We start from the raw sequence: 21,303 nt of genomic DNA on the forward strand, positions 1-21,303 counted from the left end.
TAGTCCCTTTCCGGGAAAAATCGTAACGGGAATCGCACAACTACAGCTCGTATATAGGAGGAACAGCAAATGGCACAATCATTTAAACGTGTATTTTTGATCGTCATGGACTCCGTAGGAATCGGAGAAGCACCGGACGCTGAACAGTTCGGAGATCTTGGTTCGCATACGCTCGGTCACATCGCGCGTGAACGCAACGGACTCAACATGCCGAACATGGCAAAACTCGGTCTCTCGCATATCGAACCGATCGAAGGTATCTCAGCTGAAGAAGCACCGCTTGCAGCATATGGAAAAATGCAAGAAGTATCTGCAGGGAAAGATACGATGACAGGGCATTGGGAGATCATGGGACTCCGGATCGATACACCATTCCGTGTCTTCGAAAAATTCCCGGATGATTTGATTCATCGCCTAGAAGAGTTCTCAGGTCGGAAGATCATTGGGAACAAACCGGCTTCTGGTACGGAAATTCTCGACGAACTCGGACAAGAACATGTCGAGACAGGCGCCTTGATCGTCTATACGTCGGCAGACTCTGTCCTTCAGATCGCAGCACACGAAGAAGTCGTGCCATTAGAGGAACTGTACCGGATTTGTGAATACGCACGTGATATCACACGGGATGACCCGTACATGCTCGGTCGTATCATCGCACGTCCATTCCTTGGTGAAGCAGGAGCGTGGGTCCGGACAGCGAACCGTCACGACTATGCACTTAAACCATTCGACCGGACGGTCATGAACGAACTCGAGACGGCAGGACTCGATGTCATCTCGCTCGGTAAGATTGCTGATATCTACGATGGAGAAGGCGTCACGGATGCAATCCGGACGAAGTCAAACATGGACGGGATGGATCAGCTCGTGAAACAACTCGATCGTGATTTCAACGGACTTTGCTTCTTAAACCTTGTCGATTTCGATGCGTTGTTCGGACACCGTCGTGATCCGCAAGGCTACGGACAAGCACTCGAAGAGTTCGATGCGCGTCTTCCGGAAGTGTTTGCTCGCTTAAACGAAGACGATCTCTTGATCATCACGGCTGACCACGGAAACGATCCGGTTCATGCTGGGACTGACCATACACGGGAATACGTACCATTGCTTGCCTACCATAAAAATGGTGTTGCAAAACCGCTCGGTATCCGTGAAACGTTCGCTGATCTTGGAGCGACGGTCGCAGAAAACTTCGCCGTCAAGATGCCGGCACATGGAACAAGCTTTTTAACAGAACTATAATTCGAGGGAGCGATTCAGATGACAGTCAACTGGAATGAAACACGTTCGTTTTTAGAAAGCAAGATGCAGGCAAAACCGGAGATCGGATTGATTCTCGGTTCAGGACTGGGTGTCCTCGCGGATGAGATCGAAAACCCGATCGCGATTCCATATCATGAAATCCCGAACTTCCCAGTATCAACGGTCGAAGGACACGCGGGACAACTCGTCTTCGGTACTCTTGAAGGGAAACAAGTCGTTGCGATGCAAGGGCGATTCCACTTCTACGAAGGATATTCGATGGACATGGTCACGTTCCCAGTCCGTGTCATGAAAGCGATCGGTGTCGAGACATTGATCGTCACGAACGCAGCGGGTGCTTGTAACGAAGCGTTCGAACCAGGTGATTTGATGTTGATCACGGATCACATCAACTTCTTCGGTACGAACCCATTGATCGGGAAGAACGTCGATGAGATGGGACCACGTTTCCCGGATATGTCGAAGCCGTATGATGCGGAATTACTTCGTCTCGCACAAGAAACAGCAGATGAACTCGGAATTCGTGTCCGTCAAGGTGTCTACTTCGGAAACACTGGTCCAACGTATGAGACGCCAGCAGAAGTCAAGATGGCACGGATGCTCGGTGGCGACGTCGTCGGTATGTCGACGGTCCCTGAAGTCATCGTTGCCCGTCATTCCGATATGCGAGTCCTTGGGATCTCATGTGTCTCGAACATGGCAGCAGGTATTCTCGACCAACCGTTACATCATGATGAAGTCATCGAAACGACAGAACGTGTCCGGGCACACTTCCTATCACTCGTTCGCGGTTCGATCAAAAAAATGTAACGACTGTTTATAAAACTCACAAACCACTCCTGAGGAGGAACTAGATTATGCGTATGGTAGATTTGATTGCAACAAAACGAGACGGTGGCGAACTCGCAACAGCTGATATTCAAGCAATGGTAGAAGGATTCACGAATGGTGAGATTCCAGATTACCAAATGTCAGCGATGTCGATGGCGATTTTCTATCAAGGAATGTCAGATCGTGAAATCGCTGATTTGACGATGGCGATGGTCAACTCGGGCGACGTGATCGACCTTTCACGTATCCACGGGAAAAAAGTCGATAAACACTCGACAGGCGGTGTTGGTGACAAGATCAGTCTGATCGTCGCACCACTCGTTGCGTCAATCGGTATTCCGGTTGCGAAGATGAGCGGTCGTGGACTCGGTCATACAGGTGGAACCATCGACAAACTCGAAGCGTTCCCTGGTTTTGACGTCGAGCTTTCAGAAGAAGCGTTCGTCTCACAAGTCAACGACATTAAGATGGCAATCATCGGTCAAACGGGTAACCTAACGCCTGCAGACAAAAAACTCTACGCCCTTCGTGACGTCACGGCGACGGTCAACTCGATCCCATTGATCGCAAGTTCGATCATGTCGAAGAAGATTGCAGCAGGAGCAGACAGCATCGTACTCGACGTCAAGACGGGTTCTGGTGCCTTCATGAAATCGTTCGAAGATGCAAAAGCACTTGCGACAGAGATGGTTTCGATCGGTAAGAGTGTCAACCGTAAGACGGTTGCTGTCATTACGGACATGGATCAGCCGCTCGGCTTTGAAATCGGAAACGCAAACGAAGTCAAGGAAGCGATTGAAGTCCTTCAAGGGAAAGATGTCCGTGATTTGAAAGTCATCGCCTTAACGATTGCATCACACATGGCAGTCCTCGGTGATTTCTACCCGACGTTTGACGAAGCATATGCGGATCTCGAAACACGTCTCGGTAACGGAGCAGCACTTGACGTCTTTAAAAAGTTCATCGCAGCTCAAGGTGGCGACGCGTCTCTCGTTGACGACATGACAAAAGCACTTGAAACGAAATACGAAAAAACATTCGTCGCTTCAAAAGCAGGTTATGTCTCTGAAATCATCGCTGACGAAGTCGGTGTTGCAGCAATGATCCTCGGTGCAGGACGCGCGACGAAAGCAGATGAGATCGATCACGCAGCAAGCGTTACGTTGCACAAGAAAGTCGGCGACCGTGTCGAAGTCGGCGATGTCATCGCAACACTTCGTTCAAACAAAGAAACACTCGATCAAGCAATCGAAAAAATGGATCACGCGTACCATATCAGTGAAACGAAACCGGCAGAACGCCCGCTCGTTCACGCTGTTATCCAGTAAGCAATCCAATCAGCAATACTTGAGTAGTGGACGTCGTCCGCTACTCTTTTTTTATGATAAAATTGTAAGTGTAAAAATATGGGAGGGGAGCATATGAAACGTTGGATAATCGGGATTGCCAGTCTAATTGGAGTCATCGGAGGTAGTGCCTTATTGATGACTTTCGCTTTTACACAGGATATGAACTCGGATGGAACGAAAGAGACTGAAGTACAGCGGAAAGCAAAAACTTACTTAGAACAGCATCTTCCGGAAGCGAAGGTGACCGGTAGTCTTTACGACAACATGGGCAATTTTCCATTTGAATATGCCGCACGCGCGATAGACGAAAAAACGAATACTGAGTTTTTCGTCTATCAACAAGAGGAGTCGGGGAGGTTCGTTGACTCGTATCATGCGTCACTTTGGGAAGATCGGTTAGAGCGACGGATCCCGTCGCCGACTCTCGAACAACTGAACAATCAATTGAGCGTGACCGTACTTTATGACAACGATAAAATACAGCAGCTAGGTGACGCGCGTTTTGATTCAAAGGCTTATTTACGGAAGGAAGTCGCTCCGACGCTCTTAGTGGACGTTCCACGCAAGCGACACGAACAGGATAAAGCGCAGGTCACAGCGTGGGCAAAGTCGTTGCGCGAACAAAAGATTCTTCAACATATGACAGTCAAGGTCGATTATGTTTCGGAAAAAGGAGAATTGCTTGAGAACGGAGATTCGCTCTTCGTGAAGCTGTAAGATGGATGGAAAAAATGAGAGTACGCGGTTCCTCTTCGATTTGTTATACTGGAAATACTTGTAATGAAAAAGGGGGAACTCTCATGAAACCACCACGCTTACAAAAAGGGGATAAGATTGCCATCGTCTCGCCGGCGTCTGCTGTCGCAGCATACGTACCGCGTCGTCTCGCCCGCGGTATCGCAACACTTGAAAAAATGGGCTTCGAGGTCGTCTTAATGCCGAACGCAACGGCTGTTCATAGTCATACGGCAGGAACGATCGGGGAACGGCTGCAAGATTTACATATGGCGTTCGCAGATCCGTCAATCAAGGCAATCATCTCGACCATCGGTGGGTTTAATTCACACCAGCTACTCGACGAACTCGATTATGAATTGATCCGGAACAATCCGAAGATCTTCGTAGGTTACAGCGATATCACGGCACTGTTTGCTGGGATCTATCAGCAGACAGGATTGACGACGTTCGTCGGACCCGCATTGCTGACGCAGTTCGGTCAATTCGATGGTCTTGATCCGTATACAGAAGAATCGTTCAAACGTACGTTCATGCAGACGGAGCCGATCGGTCGGATCGAAGCGTCTGAGGAGTGGACAGATGAGGTTTTACGCTGGGATGTCGCGGACGACCGAAGACGAGAACATCAAGTGAACGCAGGGTACACAATCGTTAAGACCGGTGTCGCAGAAGGTCCGATTCTGACGGGGAACACGGGAACACTTTTACTGCTTGCTGGAACTCCATACTTGCCATCGTTTGACGGTGTCGTTTTGATGCTTGAGGATGACGAAAGTGAGACACCAGAAACGATTGACCGGTATTTCACGCAATTGCGACACATGGGTGCGTATGACAAGATTGCGGCACTCGTCGTCGGACGTTTCCCGCGCAAAGTCGATTTTGACCCGGACTTCCCGCTCAAGGACATCATTCTGCGCGCGACGCGGGGCTATGATTTCCCGATCATTCTCGATGCGGACTTCGGGCATACTGATCCCGTCACAACACTCGCGAATGGGGTGCGGATTCGTGTCGAAGCCACGGATTCGGTGACACTCGATGTGTTAGAGGCAGCCGTCGAGTAAAAAGGTCTGCACGACGCCTTGAAATTTGGTACACTGTACCATGGAATCACGATCTTGAATCGTGACGAATCTCCTGCTGAAAAGCACGAAAGGTTGGTCAAACATGCAAAAAACTGGTCATATCTTATTAGAAGATGGAAATAAAATCGAATTCGAATTGTTCAACAATGAAGCACCGATCACGACTGAAAACTTCGAAAACCTTGCGAACTCGAACTTCTACGATGGATTGAACTTCCACCGTGTCATCCCAGGCTTCGTCTCACAAGGCGGATGCCCAATCGGAAACGGTACAGGCGGTTCAGGAAAAACGATTCCTTGTGAAACGTCAACATCATACCCACACAAACACAAGGCGGGTTCACTCTCGATGGCACACGCTGGTCGTAACACAGGATCAAGCCAATTCTTCATCGTACACGAGCCACAACCGCACCTCGACGGCGTACACACGGTCTTCGGACAAGTGACTTCAGGTCTCGAACATGCACAAAAAATGAAGCAAGGCGCTGGCATCAAAGAAATCCGCGTCGAAGCGTAAGTTCTTGCTCCTCTTCGAACGTTCGAAGAGGAGTTTTTCTTTTTTCAGAACCGGGTACAATCAGTAAGGGAACTCAACTCGAAAAAGGAGTGTTTGTCATGCGTTTAGAAGGAAAACGAATCATCCAAGTCGTCAGCAATGACTTCGAGGATTTAGAATTATGGTATCCAGTCCATCGCTTACGTGAAGAAGGCGCAATCGTCGACATCGTCGGTGAGAAAGCGGATGAAACATATATCGGGAAGTACGGTGTCCCAATCAAATCGAATAAGACGTTCGATGAGATCAATCCAGCAGAATACGATGCGATTCTTGTTCCAGGTGGTTGGTCGCCCGATCTATTACGCCGCTTTGACTCTGTTCTGAACATGGTGCGTCATTTTGACCAGAACAAACAACCGATCGGTCAAATCTGCCACGCTGGTTGGGTGCTGATCTCTGCCGGCATCTTAAAAGGTGTCAACGTCACGAGTACGCCAGGAATCAAGGATGACATGACGAATGCGGGTGCAATTTGGCATGATGAAGCAGTCGTCGTCGACGGACATATCGTCTCGAGTCGTCGTCCGCCCGATCTACCGGACTACATGCGTGCCTTCATCCAAGTGATGGAAGAACAAGCGTGATTCAGATGCAGGGGACGTCACGAGACGGACTCCTGCATTTTCATGGATTATGAAAAAAATGCAGTAATTCTGTGTGAGAAGGTGTAGAATGAATGAGTCTCAGTCGTTCATACTCCTGAGAGTTGTTGAAATTAGGAAGGTGTAGAATCACATGCTAGTAAAATATAAGAAGTTGAATGAACGGACCGCGATGGGGCTGATTGCCTTTTCGTGCGAAGTGAAGGATCCGAAGTATTTGCTTGAAACGGTTCAAGCCTATGAACAGGAAGAAGACCAACGCTTGTATTTGTACAAACAAGATGAGGATTTCGTCGGTGTCATCGGGTTTCAATTAATGGATGGCCATGCTGAATTGAAACATATCGCATTATCACCATCGTTCCGTGGAGAACGGATGTCGTATCTCCTACTCGATGAAGCAGCCAAACTTCTTCGAACGGATATTACGGGTGCGACCGAAGAGACGCAACGCCTCGTCGACAAATGGAAAAATCAATAAAAAGACCGGTCCATGGCTTAGATGGACCGGTCTCTTCGGTTTTGTAGCGCTTCTTGTCGTGCCGTGACGACATCCGTACGATCGCGCAAACGGTGTTTATGCGTCACATAGTCGAGATCAGGTGCTGTCGCTTCAAGTGCGACGGTTCGGATGACGTCCGGGAAGACAGGTAACGGGATGTGCCGATAGACTTTATCCGTAAAATGGTCGCGATGATCGAGCAAATATGAGACGTCGATCCCGGACGCAATCAGTGTTGCCCGGTGGCGTTCGATTTTATCGAATGCTTTCGCATATGTCCGCTGTGCCCCAGTCGTATTGCCGCGGCGGTGATGATAGCGGGCGACGGCCAGCTGGATCAGACCGACAAGCGCCTCGTCCTGGCGTTGTCCTTCTTGCCAGACTTCCTCTAAGATTTCATGGCACTCGAAGTAATCGTGCCGGATGTTGAATTCAAATACAAATCGTTCAATCGGATTCATGGAATCACCTCTTCCTTGGAATATAACATAGTCGAACCCACCAGTTGTATGGTATACTAAGGCGCAAAAAACGTTGATGGGCAGGGAGAATCATGGAATCATACAGTGTAAAGATGGATGCGTTTGAAGGCCCGCTGGACTTGCTGTTACACTTGGTTGGTAAATTAGAAATCGATATTTATGATATATCCGTTTCCATGGTGACGGATCAATATGTGTCCTATATCCGTGCGATGCAGCATCTTGAACTAGATGTTGCTAGTGAATATCTTGTCATGGCAGCGACGCTGTTGCAACTGAAAAGCAAACAACTCTTGCCGATCGAACAGACGGAATACGATGAGATTCCCGATTTCGAGGAAGAACCGACGCGAGAAGGTCTGATTCAACAGTTGATCGAGTATAAAGCGTACAAGGAAGCAGCACTCGTCCTGAAAGAAAAGGAAGAGGCACGCCTTGAGCTGTTCTCGAAACAACCAGAGGATTTGATGCGTTATCTCGACACGGATGCACAAGAGTATAACGGTACGTTATCACTGAGTGATTTATTACGTGCTTACGAAAAAATGCGCCAACGGGAAGCCTGGAAGGTACGCCGTTCGAAGACGGTCAAACGGGAAGAACGTTCACTCGAGCAACAGATGGAGTCTGTTGCCCGGTACGTCGCGACCCGTGAGCGTACGACATTCTTCGGTTTTTTTGCGGAGCAACCGACGGTCGAAGAACTAGTCGTCAGCTTCCTCGCTGTTCTTGAGCTCGTGAAGCAACGGGTCATTGATTGTGAACAGATGACCGATGATATCCTATTGCGGAGCATGGTGAAGGAGGAGAGTCAGATTGGCGTATGAACAAATCATTGAGAGCCTGTTATTCGTCGTCGGAGACGATGGGATCGATCCGCGTGGTCTCAGTCAAGCGCTAGAGATCAGTGAAGCGGCAGCACGCGAACAGTTGCTGGCTCTTCAAACGACATTCGAAGCAGAGCAGCGTGTGTTGCAAATCGTGGAGTCGGGTGGTGTCTTTAAGATGGTGACACGAAAAGAGATGTCGCCATATATTCAGGCATATGCCGGTTCGCTCGCAGAAGATTCCTTGTCTCGAGCAGCGATGGAGACACTCGTCATCATCGCATACAAGCAACCCGTCACACGTGCTGACATCGAAGTCGTTCGTGGTGTGAAGACGGAGCGTGTCATCCATACGTTAAGTGCAAAAGGTTTGATTGAAGAGGCGGGACGCGCCAAAGGTGTCGGTCGCGCAAAATTGTATAAAACGACGGATCATTTCCTGGACCATTTTGGTCTGAACAGTATTGAAGAGTTACCGCCACTCGAGTTCGAAGAAACGTTCGAATCGGATGGAGATCTCTTCTTCCGGAATGATCCTTCATTAGAGGAGAGAGTGAATTAATGGAACGGTTACAAAAAATCATCGCACAAGCAGGTGTCGCTTCGCGGCGTAAAGCAGAGGAATTGATCACAGCAGGTCGTGTCAAGGTCAACGGAAAAGTCATTACGGAGCTTGGAACGAAAGTCGGAGCACGTGCGGAAGTCGAAGTAGACGGTGTGAAGCTCGAACGTGAAGAACACGTCTACTACATGCTCTATAAACCAACAGGTGTCGTTTCGACGGTTGAAGACGACAAAGGACGTAAGACGGTCGTCGATCTCGTACCACCCGGACACCGTGTCTTCCCAGTCGGTCGACTCGACTACAATACGAGCGGTCTTCTTTTAATGACGAATGACGGTGAATTCTCGAACCTCTTGCTTCACCCGAAATATAAGGTACCGAAGCGTTACATCGTCAAAATCAAAGGTGTACCAGAATACTTCCACGTCAAAGGTCTTGAAAAAGGTGTCGTCTTACCGGATGGTTTCAAGACAGGTAAAGCACGTGTCGAGATGCGCGATATCGATAAGAAGAAAAATACAGCGATTCTTGAAATGGTCATCTACGAGGGACATAACCGTCAAGTCCGTCAAATGGTCGAGACACTCGGTTCGGAAGTCTTGAAGTTGAAACGTGAACAGTTCGGTTTCTTGACACTGGCAGGTCTTACTTCTGGCGAGTGGCGTGAACTTTCAAAAAAAGAAGTCAATCAATTGCGTGAGCTAGCGGATCCAGCCGCTCCACCTACGAAAAGACGTAAGAACACAAAAAAACGTTAATTTGTAAAGCGAGAAGCTCATCCTCCGGGTTGAGTTTTCTTTTTTTGTGACAAAACGATTAACGAATTTCACATTTTGTCAACGGTAAAGCGATTTCAAGTACAATATGGGTGGAGGCGGTAAAATATGAAAAAAACGAAACAAAATCCGGAAGAACGCTTAGCAGCGGCCCAGCAAAAAAAGAAGAAACGCTCCTTCTGGCGTCTGATGATCATGACGATTGTCTTGTTCGCCGGAGCAGTCGTCATCATGCAATTCGTCGATCAAGCGACACGTGATAAAAACGGTCGTGTCATGGCAGGCGATGATGCCCCTGGTTTCGCACTCGTCGATCTATATGGTGAGAAACAGCACTCGATGGACGAGTACAAAGGAAAAGGACTTTTACTCAATTTCTGGGGAACATTCTGTGAACCATGTAAGAAAGAGATGCCATTGATCAATGACAACTATCAGATGATGCAAGACCAAGGCGTCAATTTCGTAGCGGTCAATGTCGGTGAAACACCAGTTCGTGTCTCAAGCTTCATCAAGGATATTGGCGGAACGGACTATCCGATTCTTATGGATACGAACAGTTCGGTCGAGAAGGCTTACGGGATCTACAACTTACCTGTGACGTTCATCATCAATAAAAAAGGTGAAGTCGTCGAGAAATACGAAGGTGAGATTGATCAAGCGAAGCTCGAAGAGATGGTGAAGAAGGCGAACGAGTAACGCATCGAAGGGGGATTTAAGGATGCAGGAGCAAGAAGATTTCAAACAACTGGACATGCGTTACGAAGAAGCGGAGCTTCGATCGAAACGTAAGAATCCATCTTGGATCGACCGGGCATGGACGTTCTTCTCGTCCGTCAAGGTCGGGTTATGGTTGATTGCCTTGATCATCATCGCGAGTGGGGTCGGAACGATCTTCCCGCAAGAGATGTATATTCCACAGGCAACACCACCGGAAGAGTTTTATCAAAAAGAATACGGCACGGCAGGTGACATCTACTATACGTTAGGATTCCACAATCTATTTGAATCATGGTGGTATATCGGATTGATCACGCTTTTATTACTCTCGATCATCATCGTGTCGATTGACCGATTCTTCCCGCTCTACAGAGCACTGAAGAAACAACCGGTCATCCAGTCGGACCGTTTCATGAACGGTCAGCGATTTGGCGCGGAAGCGACTGGCGATGTTAAAAAAATCGATGCGATCGCACCGTTGCTTGAGAAAAAAGGCTATAAAGTCCGTCGACAAGACGGGGCACTCTTAGCGGAAAAGCAACGTTTCGGACGATGGGGTCCATACATCAATCATATCGGACTCGTCTTATTCTTCGGTGGTGCGATGCTTCGAGTCGTACCAGGGATGCACGAAGATGAATTGCTTTGGCTCCGCGAAGGGGAGACGTTGCCGATCGAGGCGACGGACAATCAGTACTACTTGAAAAATGAAGCGTTCAACATCGAGTTCTATGATCCTGAGAAGGTCGATGAGAAGTTCAAGAAATCACTTGAAGCAGCAGGCGGAAACGTACCGAAGAACTATGATACGAAGATGACGCTGTACAAGAAAGTCGGCGAAACGTCCGATTTCAAACCGGATCTTGAAGAAATCAAGTCAGGTGAGACGGCAGTCAACCGCCCATTCGAATTCGATGATTATCAAGTCTTCCAGGAACAGTACGCGGCAGATCCGGAATTCAAGACGATGTCGTTTAATATCGTCAACCAGAAGACGGACAAAGTCGTCGATACGATCAAAGTCGACTTGCGTGATCCGAAAGAAACATATGCTTTAAAAGATGGGTATGAAGTCGAACTGAAGGACTTCCTTCCGGACTTCGTCGTCAAAGATGGTCAGCCAACGACGAACTCGGGACGTCCGGTCAATCCAGCCTTCGTCTTTAGTATCAAGTCACCGGAACATCCGAAAGGTGAACGGAGTTTGATTGGGATCAAACTTAACGTCGGTGGAGATGAGAACCAGTACAAAATGGCATTCGCGGGTACAGAACTCTCGAACATCTCGGGTGTCCGGATTAAAAAAGATCTGACGCTACCGTTCCTGTTTGCAGGTGGTATCATCTTCATGGCAGGTCTATTGATCGGAATGTACTGGCCACACCGTCGTCTCTGGCTCAAAGAGAAGAACGGTCGGATCCAGATTGCTGGATTTACGAACAAAAATGCATTGGGGCTTCAAAAAGAAGCTAATCTCGCGTTGACGGAAGTCGGTCTACCAGAACTTGAGGATCGACAAAAGTTGCGGGAAGAGGGGGAAGCTAAATGAATTTGCTTCAGTTGAGCAGTAACCTGCTCCTTACATCGTTCATCGTCTACCTCGTCAGTACAGGATTCTTCGCTGTAGCGACGAGTGGTAAAAAAGGACCGACGCGTTCTGGTAAAATCGCCTTTACGCTCGCGATCATCGGTTTCCTCGCGCAGCTCGGGTATTTCTTCACGCGCTGGGCTGGAGCTGGGCACGTTCCAGTTTCGAACTTATATGAATACACGACATTCTTCGGCATGATGATGGTACTTGGTTTCTTGATCGTTTATGCCATCTACAAAAACAATGTCCTCGGTTTGGTTGCGATGCCAGTTGCATTGCTCGTCATCGCCTATGCGTCGATGTTCCCGGATGAAGTCCAACCGTTGATCCCAGCACTACAAAGTGTTTGGCTCAAAATCCACGTCACGACGGCAGCGCTCGGCGAAGGGATTCTTGCCGTCAGCTTCGCGACGGGATTACTGTATCTGATTCACGCGACGGATTTCAGTAAGGAATCGAAAACACGGACGTGGCTCGAAGTCGTCATGTTCTCACTCGCATGTGTCGTCGGTTACATCTTAGTTGGGCTGTTGTTCAAAGCAACAGGTTCTGCGTCGACGATCGAATACGTTGCGAAAAACGGTGCAACGATGACGCATGACTATGCCATGCCAGTCTTGACAGGTCCTGAAGGCGGAAAAGTCTTATCGGGTTCAGGTGCCGTCATCGAATTACCGAACTTCTTGAACGCGAACAAAGTCAATACGGTCTTATGGTCGATCATTGGTGGCGTCGTCTTATACGTCTTGCTTCGCTTCGTCATTCTTCGCAAGCGTCTTGCTGAGAGCTTGAAGCCGATTGCGCGTAAGATTGATCTTGAGACAGCAGATGAGATCAGCTATCGTTCTGTTGCGATTGGTCTTCCAATCTTCATCCTGGGCGGTCTGATCTTCGCGATGATCTGGGCGCAAATGGCATGGAGCCGATACTGGGGCTGGGATCCAAAAGAGGTGTGGGCACTCATTACGATGCTCTTTTACGTCTTTTATCTCCATATGCGCATCCAGCGTGGTTGGATTGGTAAAAAATCAGCTTGGTTATGTGTCGGCGGATTTGCCGTCATCATGTTCAACCTTGTCTTCGTTAACCTTGTCGTAGCAGGATTACACTCGTACGCATAAGAAAAAAGCAAGCAGCGGACCTGGAAACGGTCCGCTGCTTTTTCGTGTGCGTCTGACCGAAGTGTGCCTTTTCGGAGAAATCAGCCAGAGCAAGCCATTCTTTTCGTTTCATAGTATACTAAAAGAGTAGTAGGATAGAGGAGTAGAGTTTAGTTCATAGGAGGAGACAGCATGTCAGAAGAAGCACGTATTTTAGTCGTCGACGATGAAGAACGGATTCGTCGCCTGTTGAAGATGTATCTGGAGCGGGAAAATTTCACGATCGAGGAAGCAGACAATGGAGAGACGGCGCTTGAAATGGCGCTTGAGACAGAATACGATGTCATTCTCCTCGACTTGATGATGCCGAAGATGGACGGGATGCAAGTCTGTGAAGAACTGCGGAAAACGAAAGCGACGCCGATCGTCATGTTGACGGCAAAAGGCGAAGAGACGAACCGCGTCCATGGGTTTGAGATGGGGGCAGATGATTATATCGTCAAACCATTCAGTCCACGCGAAGTCGTCTTGCGTGTCAAAGCGATCCTTCGCCGGGCAAGTGCGACGAAATTCCTCCACACGGATGCGAAAACAAAAGATGTCATCGTCTTCCCACACTTGACGATCGACAATGATGCGCACCGCGTGACGGTCGAATCGCAAGAAGTCAATTTAACACCAAAAGAATACGAACTCCTGTATTTCTTAGCAAAACAAACGGACAAGGTATTCTCGCGGGAACAATTACTCAAGGAAGTCTGGAACTATGAATTTTTCGGAGATCTAAGGACGGTCGATACACACGTCAAACGTCTTCGTGAAAAGCTGAATCGTTTGTCTCCAAACGCCGCTCAAATGATCACGACGGTCTGGGGTGTCGGATACAAGTTCGAGAATAGTCCGACCTGACGATGAAATGGTTGCAAAGCGTTGTCATCAAACTATGGGGAACGATTCTGTTACTCGTTTCGGTCGTCTTGATCGCCTTGACGATCTTGTTACTTGAATTTTTCAACTCGTTCCATATCGAACAGGAACGGGGGCACCTAGCAAAGCTCGGTCAACAAGTCGAGACGGTCTTTCAGGCGCACTCCGGCATCGAGGAAGGGTCGAGTACTGCTGTTGAAATCACGGATATCTATGGCGCGACACTGATCGCAAAGACCCAGGACGATTCCGTCGAAGCGAACATCTCACAAGCGAAGGCGAACCGAATCATCAAGGAACTCGAACGTCAGAACTGGAAAGCAATTGACGGTGAAGAAGGCGAGACGGCGATTGGTAACTATGAGACCTTCGATGGAAAGGCGGCACTCGCGTATCGGGCACCGCTCATTACGGACAGTGGCAACGGAACGATCTACTTGATCGAGCAATTGACGAACATCGAACAGGCAAATGAGGGAGCACGTCAAATCATTCAGCTCTGTGTCCTGTTAGCGATTATCGGGACGACCGTCTTTGCCTTCTTCCTCTCGACACGAATCACGGCACCACTGCGGACGATTCGTCAAGCTGTCGTTGAGGCCGGTGAAGGAAAGTTTGATCAGAGCCTGACGCAACGTTCGCGTGATGAGATCGGTGACTTAGCGCTTGCGTTCAATGAAATGAGTAGTCAACTCAATCAATATGTCACGGATCTCGACAAGGAGCGGCATTTACTCTCCTCGATTCTGCGCTGTATGGCAGACGGCGTGTTGACGTTCTCGAAATCAGGTGAGCTCCTTGCAACGAATCCACCGGCTGAAGCCTTTTTGGCGGGTTCTCCCGTACCGGATGAACTGATTGAGTTATTCCAGACGGTCATGCGTGAAGAGACGGAGATGACGGTCTCCTTTGAACGAGAGGGACGCTTCTACATCATCATCGTTAGTCCGTTACTCGAACAAGAAGAACAGATCGGAGCGGTCGCCGTCCTGCGTGATATGACGGAAGCGCAGCAACTCGAGAAGATGCGCGCTGATTTCGTCGCGAACGTCAGTCATGAACTGCGGACACCACTCGTCATGTTGCAAGGGTACTCAGAAGCGATTGTCGATGGCATGACCGAAAGTGACGAGGCGACGAAGGAATTCGCATCGATCATCTACGACGAGTCCCAAAGACTGTCGAGACTTGTTAACGATCTTCTTGATCTTGCGCGAATGGAAGCGGGATATCAGGAGTTACGAATTGAATCCGTCGAAGCAATACCTTTTGCGAAGCGGGTGATCAAGAAGTTCAAACAGATGGGACGTGATAAACAGGTTACCTTCTCGGTTTCTGGTCCGAACATCGCGTTTGAAGCAGACCCTGATCAGATGGAGCAAGTCTTGACGAACCTCCTCGGTAACGCCCTGCGTTATACGGAGAACGGTGAAATCAAGATTAAGATTGACGAAGATAGGGAAAACATTACATTATCCGTCATTGATTCGGGTGACGGAATTCCAGAAGAAGATCTACCGTTCGTCTTTGACCGTTTTTATAAAGCGGATAAAGCGCGGACACGTGGCAAGACGGGTACAGGAATCGGTCTTGCGATCGTGGCGAATGTCGTCCGAGCTCATGGTGGTGAAGTCGAAGTCGACAGCCGCTTGGGAGAGGGAGCGACCTTCCGGATCCGATTACCGAAAAAACAAGGGAAGCGAACATTATGAGTCGCTTCCTTTCGCTATAGGAGTGAATGAAAAATGAAAATTTACACGAAGTCTGGTGACGAAGGAGAAACATCTCTCGTTGGTGGAAGAGTCAAAAAAAATGATCGTTTGATTAGCTTGATGGGAGAACTCGACGAATTGAACAGTTTCGTCGGACTTGCCCGGACGAAAGCATCGTCAATCGAGGTGCGTGAGCAACTGACAGTGATCCAGCACGCGTTATTCGATTGTGGCAGTGACTTGATGTATGTCGAGCCGCGCCCGTCACGTTTGAGTCAAGAAGCGACGGTTGATTTAGAAAGTTGGATTGACACGTTAACGGAGTTATCACCGCCGCTCGATAAGTTCATCTTGCCTGGTGGAACGGAAGCAGCTGCAACGTTACACGTGGCACGGACGGTCTGTCGTCGCGTGGAACGTTCGATGATCGATGTCCCTCAAGCGGCTCATTTGTTACCGTTCATCAACCGACTCAGTGACTTCTTCTTTACAGCAGCCCGTTACGAGAATGCCGTCAAACAAAAAGCAGATATTGAATATGTCCGCAGTGCGCATGTATTCAAACGAAAGGATGGAGAGCAATGAGTCAGTCATTTAGCACATGGAAAAAGGAAGGAACGAGCTACCATCTCGTTCCGACCGACAAATTCAAGACGACGACGATTCTCGTCACATTTTCAGCACCGTTAGAAGCGAAGACGCTGACAAGCCGTGCAATCCTACCGTACATCATGGAAAAATCGACAGCCGCTTATCCGTCGATGAAAGCTTTACGTGAGCCGCTTGAAACACTATATGATGCGGGACTTTATGCGGACGCGTCGAAGTTCGGAGAAGAGCATGTCATCTCATTCCAACTCGATGTCGTCCGGGGAGAACTCGTCCATCATCCGTCGTTGTTAAAAGAAGCACTCGAATTGCTCGAGCAAATGGTGCTGTATCCAGATTTGACGGAAGGTGGCTTCCGTGAACAGTTCGTCAAACAAGAAAAACGATTGCATGCCTTACGGATCAGTTCACTATATGACGATAAAATGCGCTACGCACAGCAACGTCTTCTCGAATTGATGGCACCAGGTGAAGCCGTCGCGTTGCCATCTCTTGGAACACTCGAAGAACTCGAACAGATCACCCCGTCATCCTTGCGTGATACATACCGTTCGATGATTGAAGACGACCGGATTGATGTCTTCGTCGTCGGACATGTAACGAAGGAGGAGATGGAAGACGCTCTATCATTCTTGCCATCGCATTCTGAAAAAATCAGTCATTACATTCCGGCACAAAAAGCAGTCAATGGCGTGAAACGGTCGAGTGAAACGCAACCGATCAAACAAGGTAAATTGCACCTTGGTTACCGGGTAGCGGTCGATCCGACATCTGCTGACTCGATTCGGATGCAAATCGTCAATGGTCTGTTCGGTGGCTTCCCGCATTCAAAACTGTTCATGAATGTCCGTGAAAAAGAGAGTCTCGCGTATTATGCGGCTTCACGATACGCGGCATTGAACAGTGCACTCTATGTTTATGCAGGGGTCGACACGAAAGAAGCGGAACGTGCTGAGAAAATCATCTTGGAACAACTCGTTGATTTAAAAGCAGGACAGTTCACGGATGAAGAATTGACACAGACGAAGGCGATGTTGATCAATGCGCGCCGTCAAATCCTTGATCAGCCAGGTCAATTGATTGGTTGGTTGAATGGTTCGAAGATGCGTGGACTGACACTGGAGGATGAGATTCATATCATTGAAACGGCGACACGTGAAGACGTCGTTCGATTAGCAGCGGCAATCGATCTTGATGCCGTATATCTATTGCGAGGTGAAGCATGATGGAACAACTGACTTATCACGATACAGACGAAACGGTATACCACGAGCAGCTCGATAACGGCTTATCCGTCTATTTGTTGCAAAAAAAAGGATACGAAAAGACGTATGCGACGTTTACGACACGTTATGGTTCGATTGATCAACGATTCAAAAAAGGGGAGGAATGGATCACGGTACCGGACGGCATCGCCCATTTCCTCGAGCATAAGATGTTCGAATCCGAAAAAGGGGACGTCTTCCAAGAGTTTGGTCGTCTCGGTGCCTCTGCGAATGCCTTTACCTCGTTCTCGCGGACAGCGTACTTGTTCTCAGCGACGTCGCTGATCGAACAAAACCTTGAGACATTGATCGATTTCGTACAAGATCCCTACTTCACGCCGGAGAGTGTTGAAAAAGAGAAGGGGATCATCACGCAAGAAATCCAGATGTACCAAGATAATCCGGGATGGCGTCTGTTCTTCGGTCTGATCGAATCGATGTATGCATCGCATCCAGTCCGGATCGATATCGCGGGAACACCGGAATCGATCAATCAAATCACAGCCGATGATTTGTACACGTGCTACCGTACGTTCTATCATCCATCGAACATGGTGTTGTTCGTCGTCGGAAACATCGACCCGGAAGAGACACTGGCATTGATCAAGGCGAACCAGGCGAAGAAGGACTATACGGATCGCCCGGCAATCGAACGAGATTACGGTCAAGAGCCGCATGGCGTACATCGTCCACGCTTTGAACTCGAGCTCGACGTTAAGACACCTAAGGTATTGATCGGTTACAAGGACGAATCGCTTCGCGGTGAGGCACAAGTCCGCCGTGAGTTAACGAGTGAACTGCTGTTACATCTCTTGTTCGATCAGACATCATCGACGTATTTGGAACTGTATGAAGACGGTCTGATTGACGATACGTTCAGCTTTGATTACTCGAGTGAGGAAGAGTTCGCCTTTGCGACGTTTGGAATGGAGACAGAAGATCCAGACAAGTTCATCCAAGCGTATGAGACGCTCCTGCAAACACGTCCTGACTTTACGGAAGACGAAGTCACACGCAAGCGGAACATGATGCAAGGGAAGTTCCTCCGTGCCTTGAATTCACCGGAATTCATCGCGAATCAGTTCTCGCGTCACGCACTTGCCGGTACGAATCTGTTCACGCTTCCAACGTTGATTGCTTCGATTACGAAAGAAGAGATTGAAGCCCGTTTCGACGAGTTGTTCGCCATTGAAAACCGGGCGATCTCAATCGTCAAACCGTACGCGTGATGCGAATCCTCATCACCGGTGCGAGTGGCGCCATTGGTCTTGCGGCAGCAAAACAACTCGCTGCCGCCGGACATGAATTGGTGCTTCAGACGTATCGACAGCAAGCGGTTTTAGAACGGATGATAGAGGAGTGGCAAGGCGAGCACCACATCCTGACTGCGAACTTAGCAGACGAGGAGGACTTGCAGGCATTCTGTGCGGCATTACCTGTCGTCGATGCCTTCGTCCATTGTGCCGGAACGAGTTATAGTGGTCTGTTGCTCGATCAATCGGCAACATCAATGCACGAACTTTGGAAAATCCATGTCGAGGCGTTGATGCGCATCAGCCAAACCGTAACACGGACGAAACCGTTTACGTCGAAGCTTGCGATCGTCGTCATCAGTAGTGTATTAGGGGAACAAGGTGTCGCGGGTGAGGTCGTCTATTCGACGTGCAAGGCGGCACAGCTCGGATTCGTCAAGGCATACAGCAAGGAACTTGGACCGATGCACGGACGCATCAACGCGATTACGCCGGGGTGGATCGATACGCCGATGAACGCGATTTTCTCGGGAGATGAAAAGGAACAAGCGATCGCTGAAATCCCTGCCGGTCGATTCGGAAAAGCAGAGGAAGTGGCTTCTGCCATCCGTTACTTAGTGCAACCCGAATCAAGTTATGTGTCGGGAGCCATCCTTAAAATAGATGGCGCATGGATGTAGGCGATGGAATTTCAGTTCAGGAATGCTTTTCATTTTTCAAAAAATCATTTAACATGAGGAATGGATAATCGTATTGATAGAGGAGGATGGGCGCGTGAGTGAGTTCGAGCAATGGTATCTCGAATATGAATTAAAGGTCAACCGTCCCGGTATACTCGGGGACATTGCTTCGTTGATGGGAATGTTACATATTTCGATCGTGACGATCAATGGTGTCGATCATCAACGACGCGGTATGTTGCTCCAAACGAAACAACCGGATCAAATTCCACGACTCGCCGCTATTCTCAAGACGATGTCAACCATAGAGGTCATCAAACTACGAAAACCAAAACTACGTGACCGAATTGCGATTCGTCACGGGCGCTATATTGATCAAAGCAGTGATGAACGAAAGACGTTCCGCTTCGTCCGGGAAGACTTAGGGATTCTCGTCGATTTCATGGCAGAGCTATGTAAACAGGATGGCCACTTGTTGATTGGTGTCCGCGGCATGCCACGCGTCGGCAAGACGGAGTCAATCGTCGCAGCGAGCGTCAGTGCGAATAAGAAATGGCTGTTCCTATCGTCGACGTTGATTAAACAGACGGTTCGAACATCGTTGTTCGATGACGAGCGGACGGGTGATTATGTCTACATCATCGATGCGTTAGTGTCACAACGAAATTTCGATGAACGACACTGGCAAATCCTGCGTGAAGTCATGCGTCTACCGGCGACAAAAATCGTCGAACATCCGGATGCGTTCGTCAAATCCAGCGAGTATACGTGGGATGATTTTGATTACATCATTGAATTACGCAACACGACTGAAGAAATCATTGTGACTGAACTGCCTCGTTCCCATGGTGGAAATGATTGGTTCAACTTTGAATAAGTATGAAAAATGGAAGGTGTGTTACCGATGACCGAGCTCGGAACCTACTTAAAAGAACAACGGGAGGCACTTGGTGTCTCTCTCGAACAAATTCAAACGACGACGAAGATTCAAAAGCGTTACATCGTCGCGATCGAAGAAGGTAATTATGATCAATTGCCGGGAGCCTTTTACGCCCGGGCCTTCATCAAGACATATGCGGAAGCACTCGGTCTTGACGTCGATGAAGTCTTTACGACCTATAAACGTGATCTTCCGGAACCGGAAGCACAACCGGTCGTTGAACTGTCACGGCGCGCGACGTATTCGAAATCCAGTGCTCCGAAGAAAAGCGTTGCAAAACGCTGGATTCCGAACATCATCATTATCGTTCTAATCTTTGCGATCGGCGCTGCCTTGTATTATGGTCTGCAAACGTTCCTTGACGGTAACGAAGAGGCGAAGACGTCCGCACCGAAGCAAAATGATGTCACGATCGATCAAGGGGACGCGCCAAGTAAAGAGACGGATGCGCCTGCGAAGACGGAAGAAGAGCCGAAGGAAGAACCGGCAAAACAGGAAGAAACAAAAGAAGAACCTAAAAAAGAGGCACTTGCTGCGAAGTCGACATCTGGTCAAGATGTCACGTATGAAGTCGCAACGAAAGATACGATGAGTGTCTCGATTCAAATCAAGAAAGATGCCTCTCCGTCGCCATTCGTTGGTGTACGTGATACATCACTTGAAGGAGAAGCACTCGCGCCAGACCACATCAACGCATCGGATCCGAATCCGATCGTCGTGAAGGACGCGAAGACGGACTTGATCCGCATCCGGATCGGTTCGATTAAAGGGATTGATAAAATCGTCGTCAATGACCAAGAACTGAAACTGAACCGTTCGCTTCTCGTCCAAAACATCTATCTAAAGAAAGTAGCCACGCCGTAATTCGGCGTGCCTTCTTTTAGATGGCATGTCATTTACATACGAAATGAAGGAGGAGGG

At 48.7% G+C, this 21,303-nt stretch carries 23 protein-coding genes; 22 read left to right on the forward strand and 1 reads right to left on the reverse strand.

Annotated elements, in window-relative coordinates; genetic code table 11:
* Positions 1 to 69 precede the first annotated feature (69 nt).
* The 8 genes from deoB to KNQ03_RS10025 all read left to right on the forward strand — a co-directional run bounded on the left by deoB (position 70) and on the right by KNQ03_RS10025 (position 6,914).
* On the forward strand, positions 70 to 1,242 hold the full coding sequence (gene deoB, locus KNQ03_RS09990) for a phosphopentomutase (protein WP_055967084.1): 1,173 nt from the start codon (positions 70 to 72) through the stop codon (positions 1,240 to 1,242).
* Positions 1,243 to 1,260: 18 nt separating this feature from the next.
* Entirely contained in the window at positions 1,261 to 2,073 is an 813-nt protein-coding gene (locus tag KNQ03_RS09995) for a purine-nucleoside phosphorylase (RefSeq protein WP_029341181.1), read from the forward strand.
* A gap of 47 nt (positions 2,074 to 2,120) precedes the next feature.
* On the forward strand, positions 2,121 to 3,422 hold the full coding sequence (locus KNQ03_RS10000) for a pyrimidine-nucleoside phosphorylase (protein WP_055967087.1): 1,302 nt from the start codon (positions 2,121 to 2,123) through the stop codon (positions 3,420 to 3,422).
* Between the two features lie 93 nt (positions 3,423 to 3,515).
* Positions 3,516 to 4,160 (forward strand): hypothetical protein, encoded by a 645-nt coding sequence (locus tag KNQ03_RS10005; RefSeq protein ID WP_064300236.1) that lies wholly within the window; start codon positions 3,516 to 3,518, stop codon positions 4,158 to 4,160.
* A gap of 83 nt (positions 4,161 to 4,243) precedes the next feature.
* Positions 4,244 to 5,248 carry a S66 family peptidase gene (locus KNQ03_RS10010; RefSeq protein WP_149427013.1) on the forward strand — a complete coding sequence of 335 codons (1,005 nt, stop codon included), beginning with the start codon at positions 4,244 to 4,246 and terminating at the stop codon, positions 5,246 to 5,248.
* Positions 5,249 to 5,351: 103 nt separating this feature from the next.
* On the forward strand, positions 5,352 to 5,789 hold the full coding sequence (locus tag KNQ03_RS10015) for a peptidylprolyl isomerase (protein ID WP_149427014.1): 438 nt from the start codon (positions 5,352 to 5,354) through the stop codon (positions 5,787 to 5,789).
* 98 nt (positions 5,790 to 5,887) lie between these two features.
* On the forward strand, positions 5,888 to 6,415 hold the full coding sequence (locus KNQ03_RS10020) for a type 1 glutamine amidotransferase domain-containing protein (RefSeq protein ID WP_035398198.1): 528 nt from the start codon (positions 5,888 to 5,890) through the stop codon (positions 6,413 to 6,415).
* Between the two features lie 151 nt (positions 6,416 to 6,566).
* Positions 6,567 to 6,914, forward strand: coding sequence for a GNAT family N-acetyltransferase (locus KNQ03_RS10025; protein WP_023467684.1), 348 nt, complete (start codon positions 6,567 to 6,569; stop codon positions 6,912 to 6,914).
* A gap of 17 nt (positions 6,915 to 6,931) precedes the next feature.
* On the opposite strand, the gene KNQ03_RS10030 is transcribed toward KNQ03_RS10025, so the two are convergent.
* Positions 6,932 to 7,396 carry a DUF309 domain-containing protein gene (locus tag KNQ03_RS10030; protein ID WP_133208018.1) on the reverse strand — a complete coding sequence of 155 codons (465 nt, stop codon included), beginning with the start codon at positions 7,394 to 7,396 and terminating at the stop codon, positions 6,932 to 6,934.
* Between the two features lie 92 nt (positions 7,397 to 7,488).
* Here KNQ03_RS10030 and KNQ03_RS10035 point away from each other — a divergent pair, with 92 nt between their 5' ends.
* The 14 genes from KNQ03_RS10035 (at position 7,489) to KNQ03_RS10100 (ending at position 21,246) form a co-directional block, all read left to right on the forward strand.
* Entirely contained in the window at positions 7,489 to 8,244 is a 756-nt protein-coding gene (locus tag KNQ03_RS10035; RefSeq protein ID WP_023467686.1) for a segregation/condensation protein A, read from the forward strand.
* Positions 8,234 to 8,806 (forward strand): SMC-Scp complex subunit ScpB, encoded by a 573-nt coding sequence (gene scpB, locus KNQ03_RS10040; RefSeq protein ID WP_023467687.1) that lies wholly within the window; start codon positions 8,234 to 8,236, stop codon positions 8,804 to 8,806. Before KNQ03_RS10035 ends, scpB begins: the two co-directional genes overlap by 11 nt.
* Positions 8,806 to 9,567, forward strand: coding sequence for a pseudouridine synthase (locus KNQ03_RS10045; RefSeq protein ID WP_023467688.1), 762 nt, complete (start codon positions 8,806 to 8,808; stop codon positions 9,565 to 9,567). The genes scpB and KNQ03_RS10045 overlap by 1 nt, the downstream gene beginning before the upstream one ends.
* Before the next feature lie 126 nt (positions 9,568 to 9,693).
* Complete coding sequence (gene resA, locus KNQ03_RS10050) at positions 9,694 to 10,284, forward strand: thiol-disulfide oxidoreductase ResA (protein WP_023467689.1); 591 nt, start codon at positions 9,694 to 9,696, stop codon at positions 10,282 to 10,284.
* A 22-nt stretch (positions 10,285 to 10,306) separates the two neighbouring features.
* Positions 10,307 to 11,854: a cytochrome c biogenesis protein ResB gene (gene resB, locus KNQ03_RS10055; RefSeq protein WP_149427015.1), complete on the forward strand. Its 1,548-nt coding sequence runs from the start codon at positions 10,307 to 10,309 to the stop codon at positions 11,852 to 11,854.
* Positions 11,851 to 13,017, forward strand: coding sequence for a c-type cytochrome biogenesis protein CcsB (ccsB, locus tag KNQ03_RS10060; RefSeq protein WP_029341189.1), 1,167 nt, complete (start codon positions 11,851 to 11,853; stop codon positions 13,015 to 13,017). Before resB ends, ccsB begins: the two co-directional genes overlap by 4 nt.
* A gap of 171 nt (positions 13,018 to 13,188) precedes the next feature.
* Positions 13,189 to 13,905, forward strand: coding sequence for a response regulator transcription factor (locus tag KNQ03_RS10065; protein WP_023467692.1), 717 nt, complete (start codon positions 13,189 to 13,191; stop codon positions 13,903 to 13,905).
* 2 nt (positions 13,906 to 13,907) lie between these two features.
* The gene (locus tag KNQ03_RS10070) at positions 13,908 to 15,635 is read left to right on the forward strand and encodes an ATP-binding protein (RefSeq protein WP_023467693.1); all 1,728 of its coding nucleotides are present in this window, start codon (positions 13,908 to 13,910) and stop codon (positions 15,633 to 15,635) included.
* Between the two features lie 33 nt (positions 15,636 to 15,668).
* A complete protein-coding gene (locus tag KNQ03_RS10075; RefSeq protein WP_029341191.1) occupies positions 15,669 to 16,220 on the forward strand; it encodes a cob(I)yrinic acid a,c-diamide adenosyltransferase in 552 nt (183 codons plus the stop codon).
* Positions 16,217 to 17,470 carry an EF-P 5-aminopentanol modification-associated protein YfmF gene (yfmF, locus tag KNQ03_RS10080; RefSeq protein ID WP_023467695.1) on the forward strand — a complete coding sequence of 418 codons (1,254 nt, stop codon included), beginning with the start codon at positions 16,217 to 16,219 and terminating at the stop codon, positions 17,468 to 17,470. Before KNQ03_RS10075 ends, yfmF begins: the two co-directional genes overlap by 4 nt.
* A complete protein-coding gene (gene yfmH, locus KNQ03_RS10085; protein WP_235147631.1) occupies positions 17,467 to 18,738 on the forward strand; it encodes an EF-P 5-aminopentanol modification-associated protein YfmH in 1,272 nt (423 codons plus the stop codon). Before yfmF ends, yfmH begins: the two co-directional genes overlap by 4 nt.
* Complete coding sequence (gene ymfI, locus KNQ03_RS10090) at positions 18,738 to 19,442, forward strand: elongation factor P 5-aminopentanone reductase (RefSeq protein WP_149427016.1); 705 nt, start codon at positions 18,738 to 18,740, stop codon at positions 19,440 to 19,442. Before yfmH ends, ymfI begins: the two co-directional genes overlap by 1 nt.
* A gap of 94 nt (positions 19,443 to 19,536) precedes the next feature.
* Positions 19,537 to 20,319: a DUF3388 domain-containing protein gene (locus tag KNQ03_RS10095; RefSeq protein WP_023467698.1), complete on the forward strand. Its 783-nt coding sequence runs from the start codon at positions 19,537 to 19,539 to the stop codon at positions 20,317 to 20,319.
* A gap of 9 nt (positions 20,320 to 20,328) precedes the next feature.
* A complete protein-coding gene (locus tag KNQ03_RS10100; protein ID WP_244290109.1) occupies positions 20,329 to 21,246 on the forward strand; it encodes a helix-turn-helix domain-containing protein in 918 nt (305 codons plus the stop codon).
* Positions 21,247 to 21,303 lie beyond the last annotated feature (57 nt).

It is taken from the genome of Exiguobacterium sp. s143 (assembly GCF_018618895.1).
Lineage (GTDB): Bacteria > Bacillota > Bacilli > Exiguobacteriales > Exiguobacteriaceae > Exiguobacterium_A > Exiguobacterium_A abrahamii.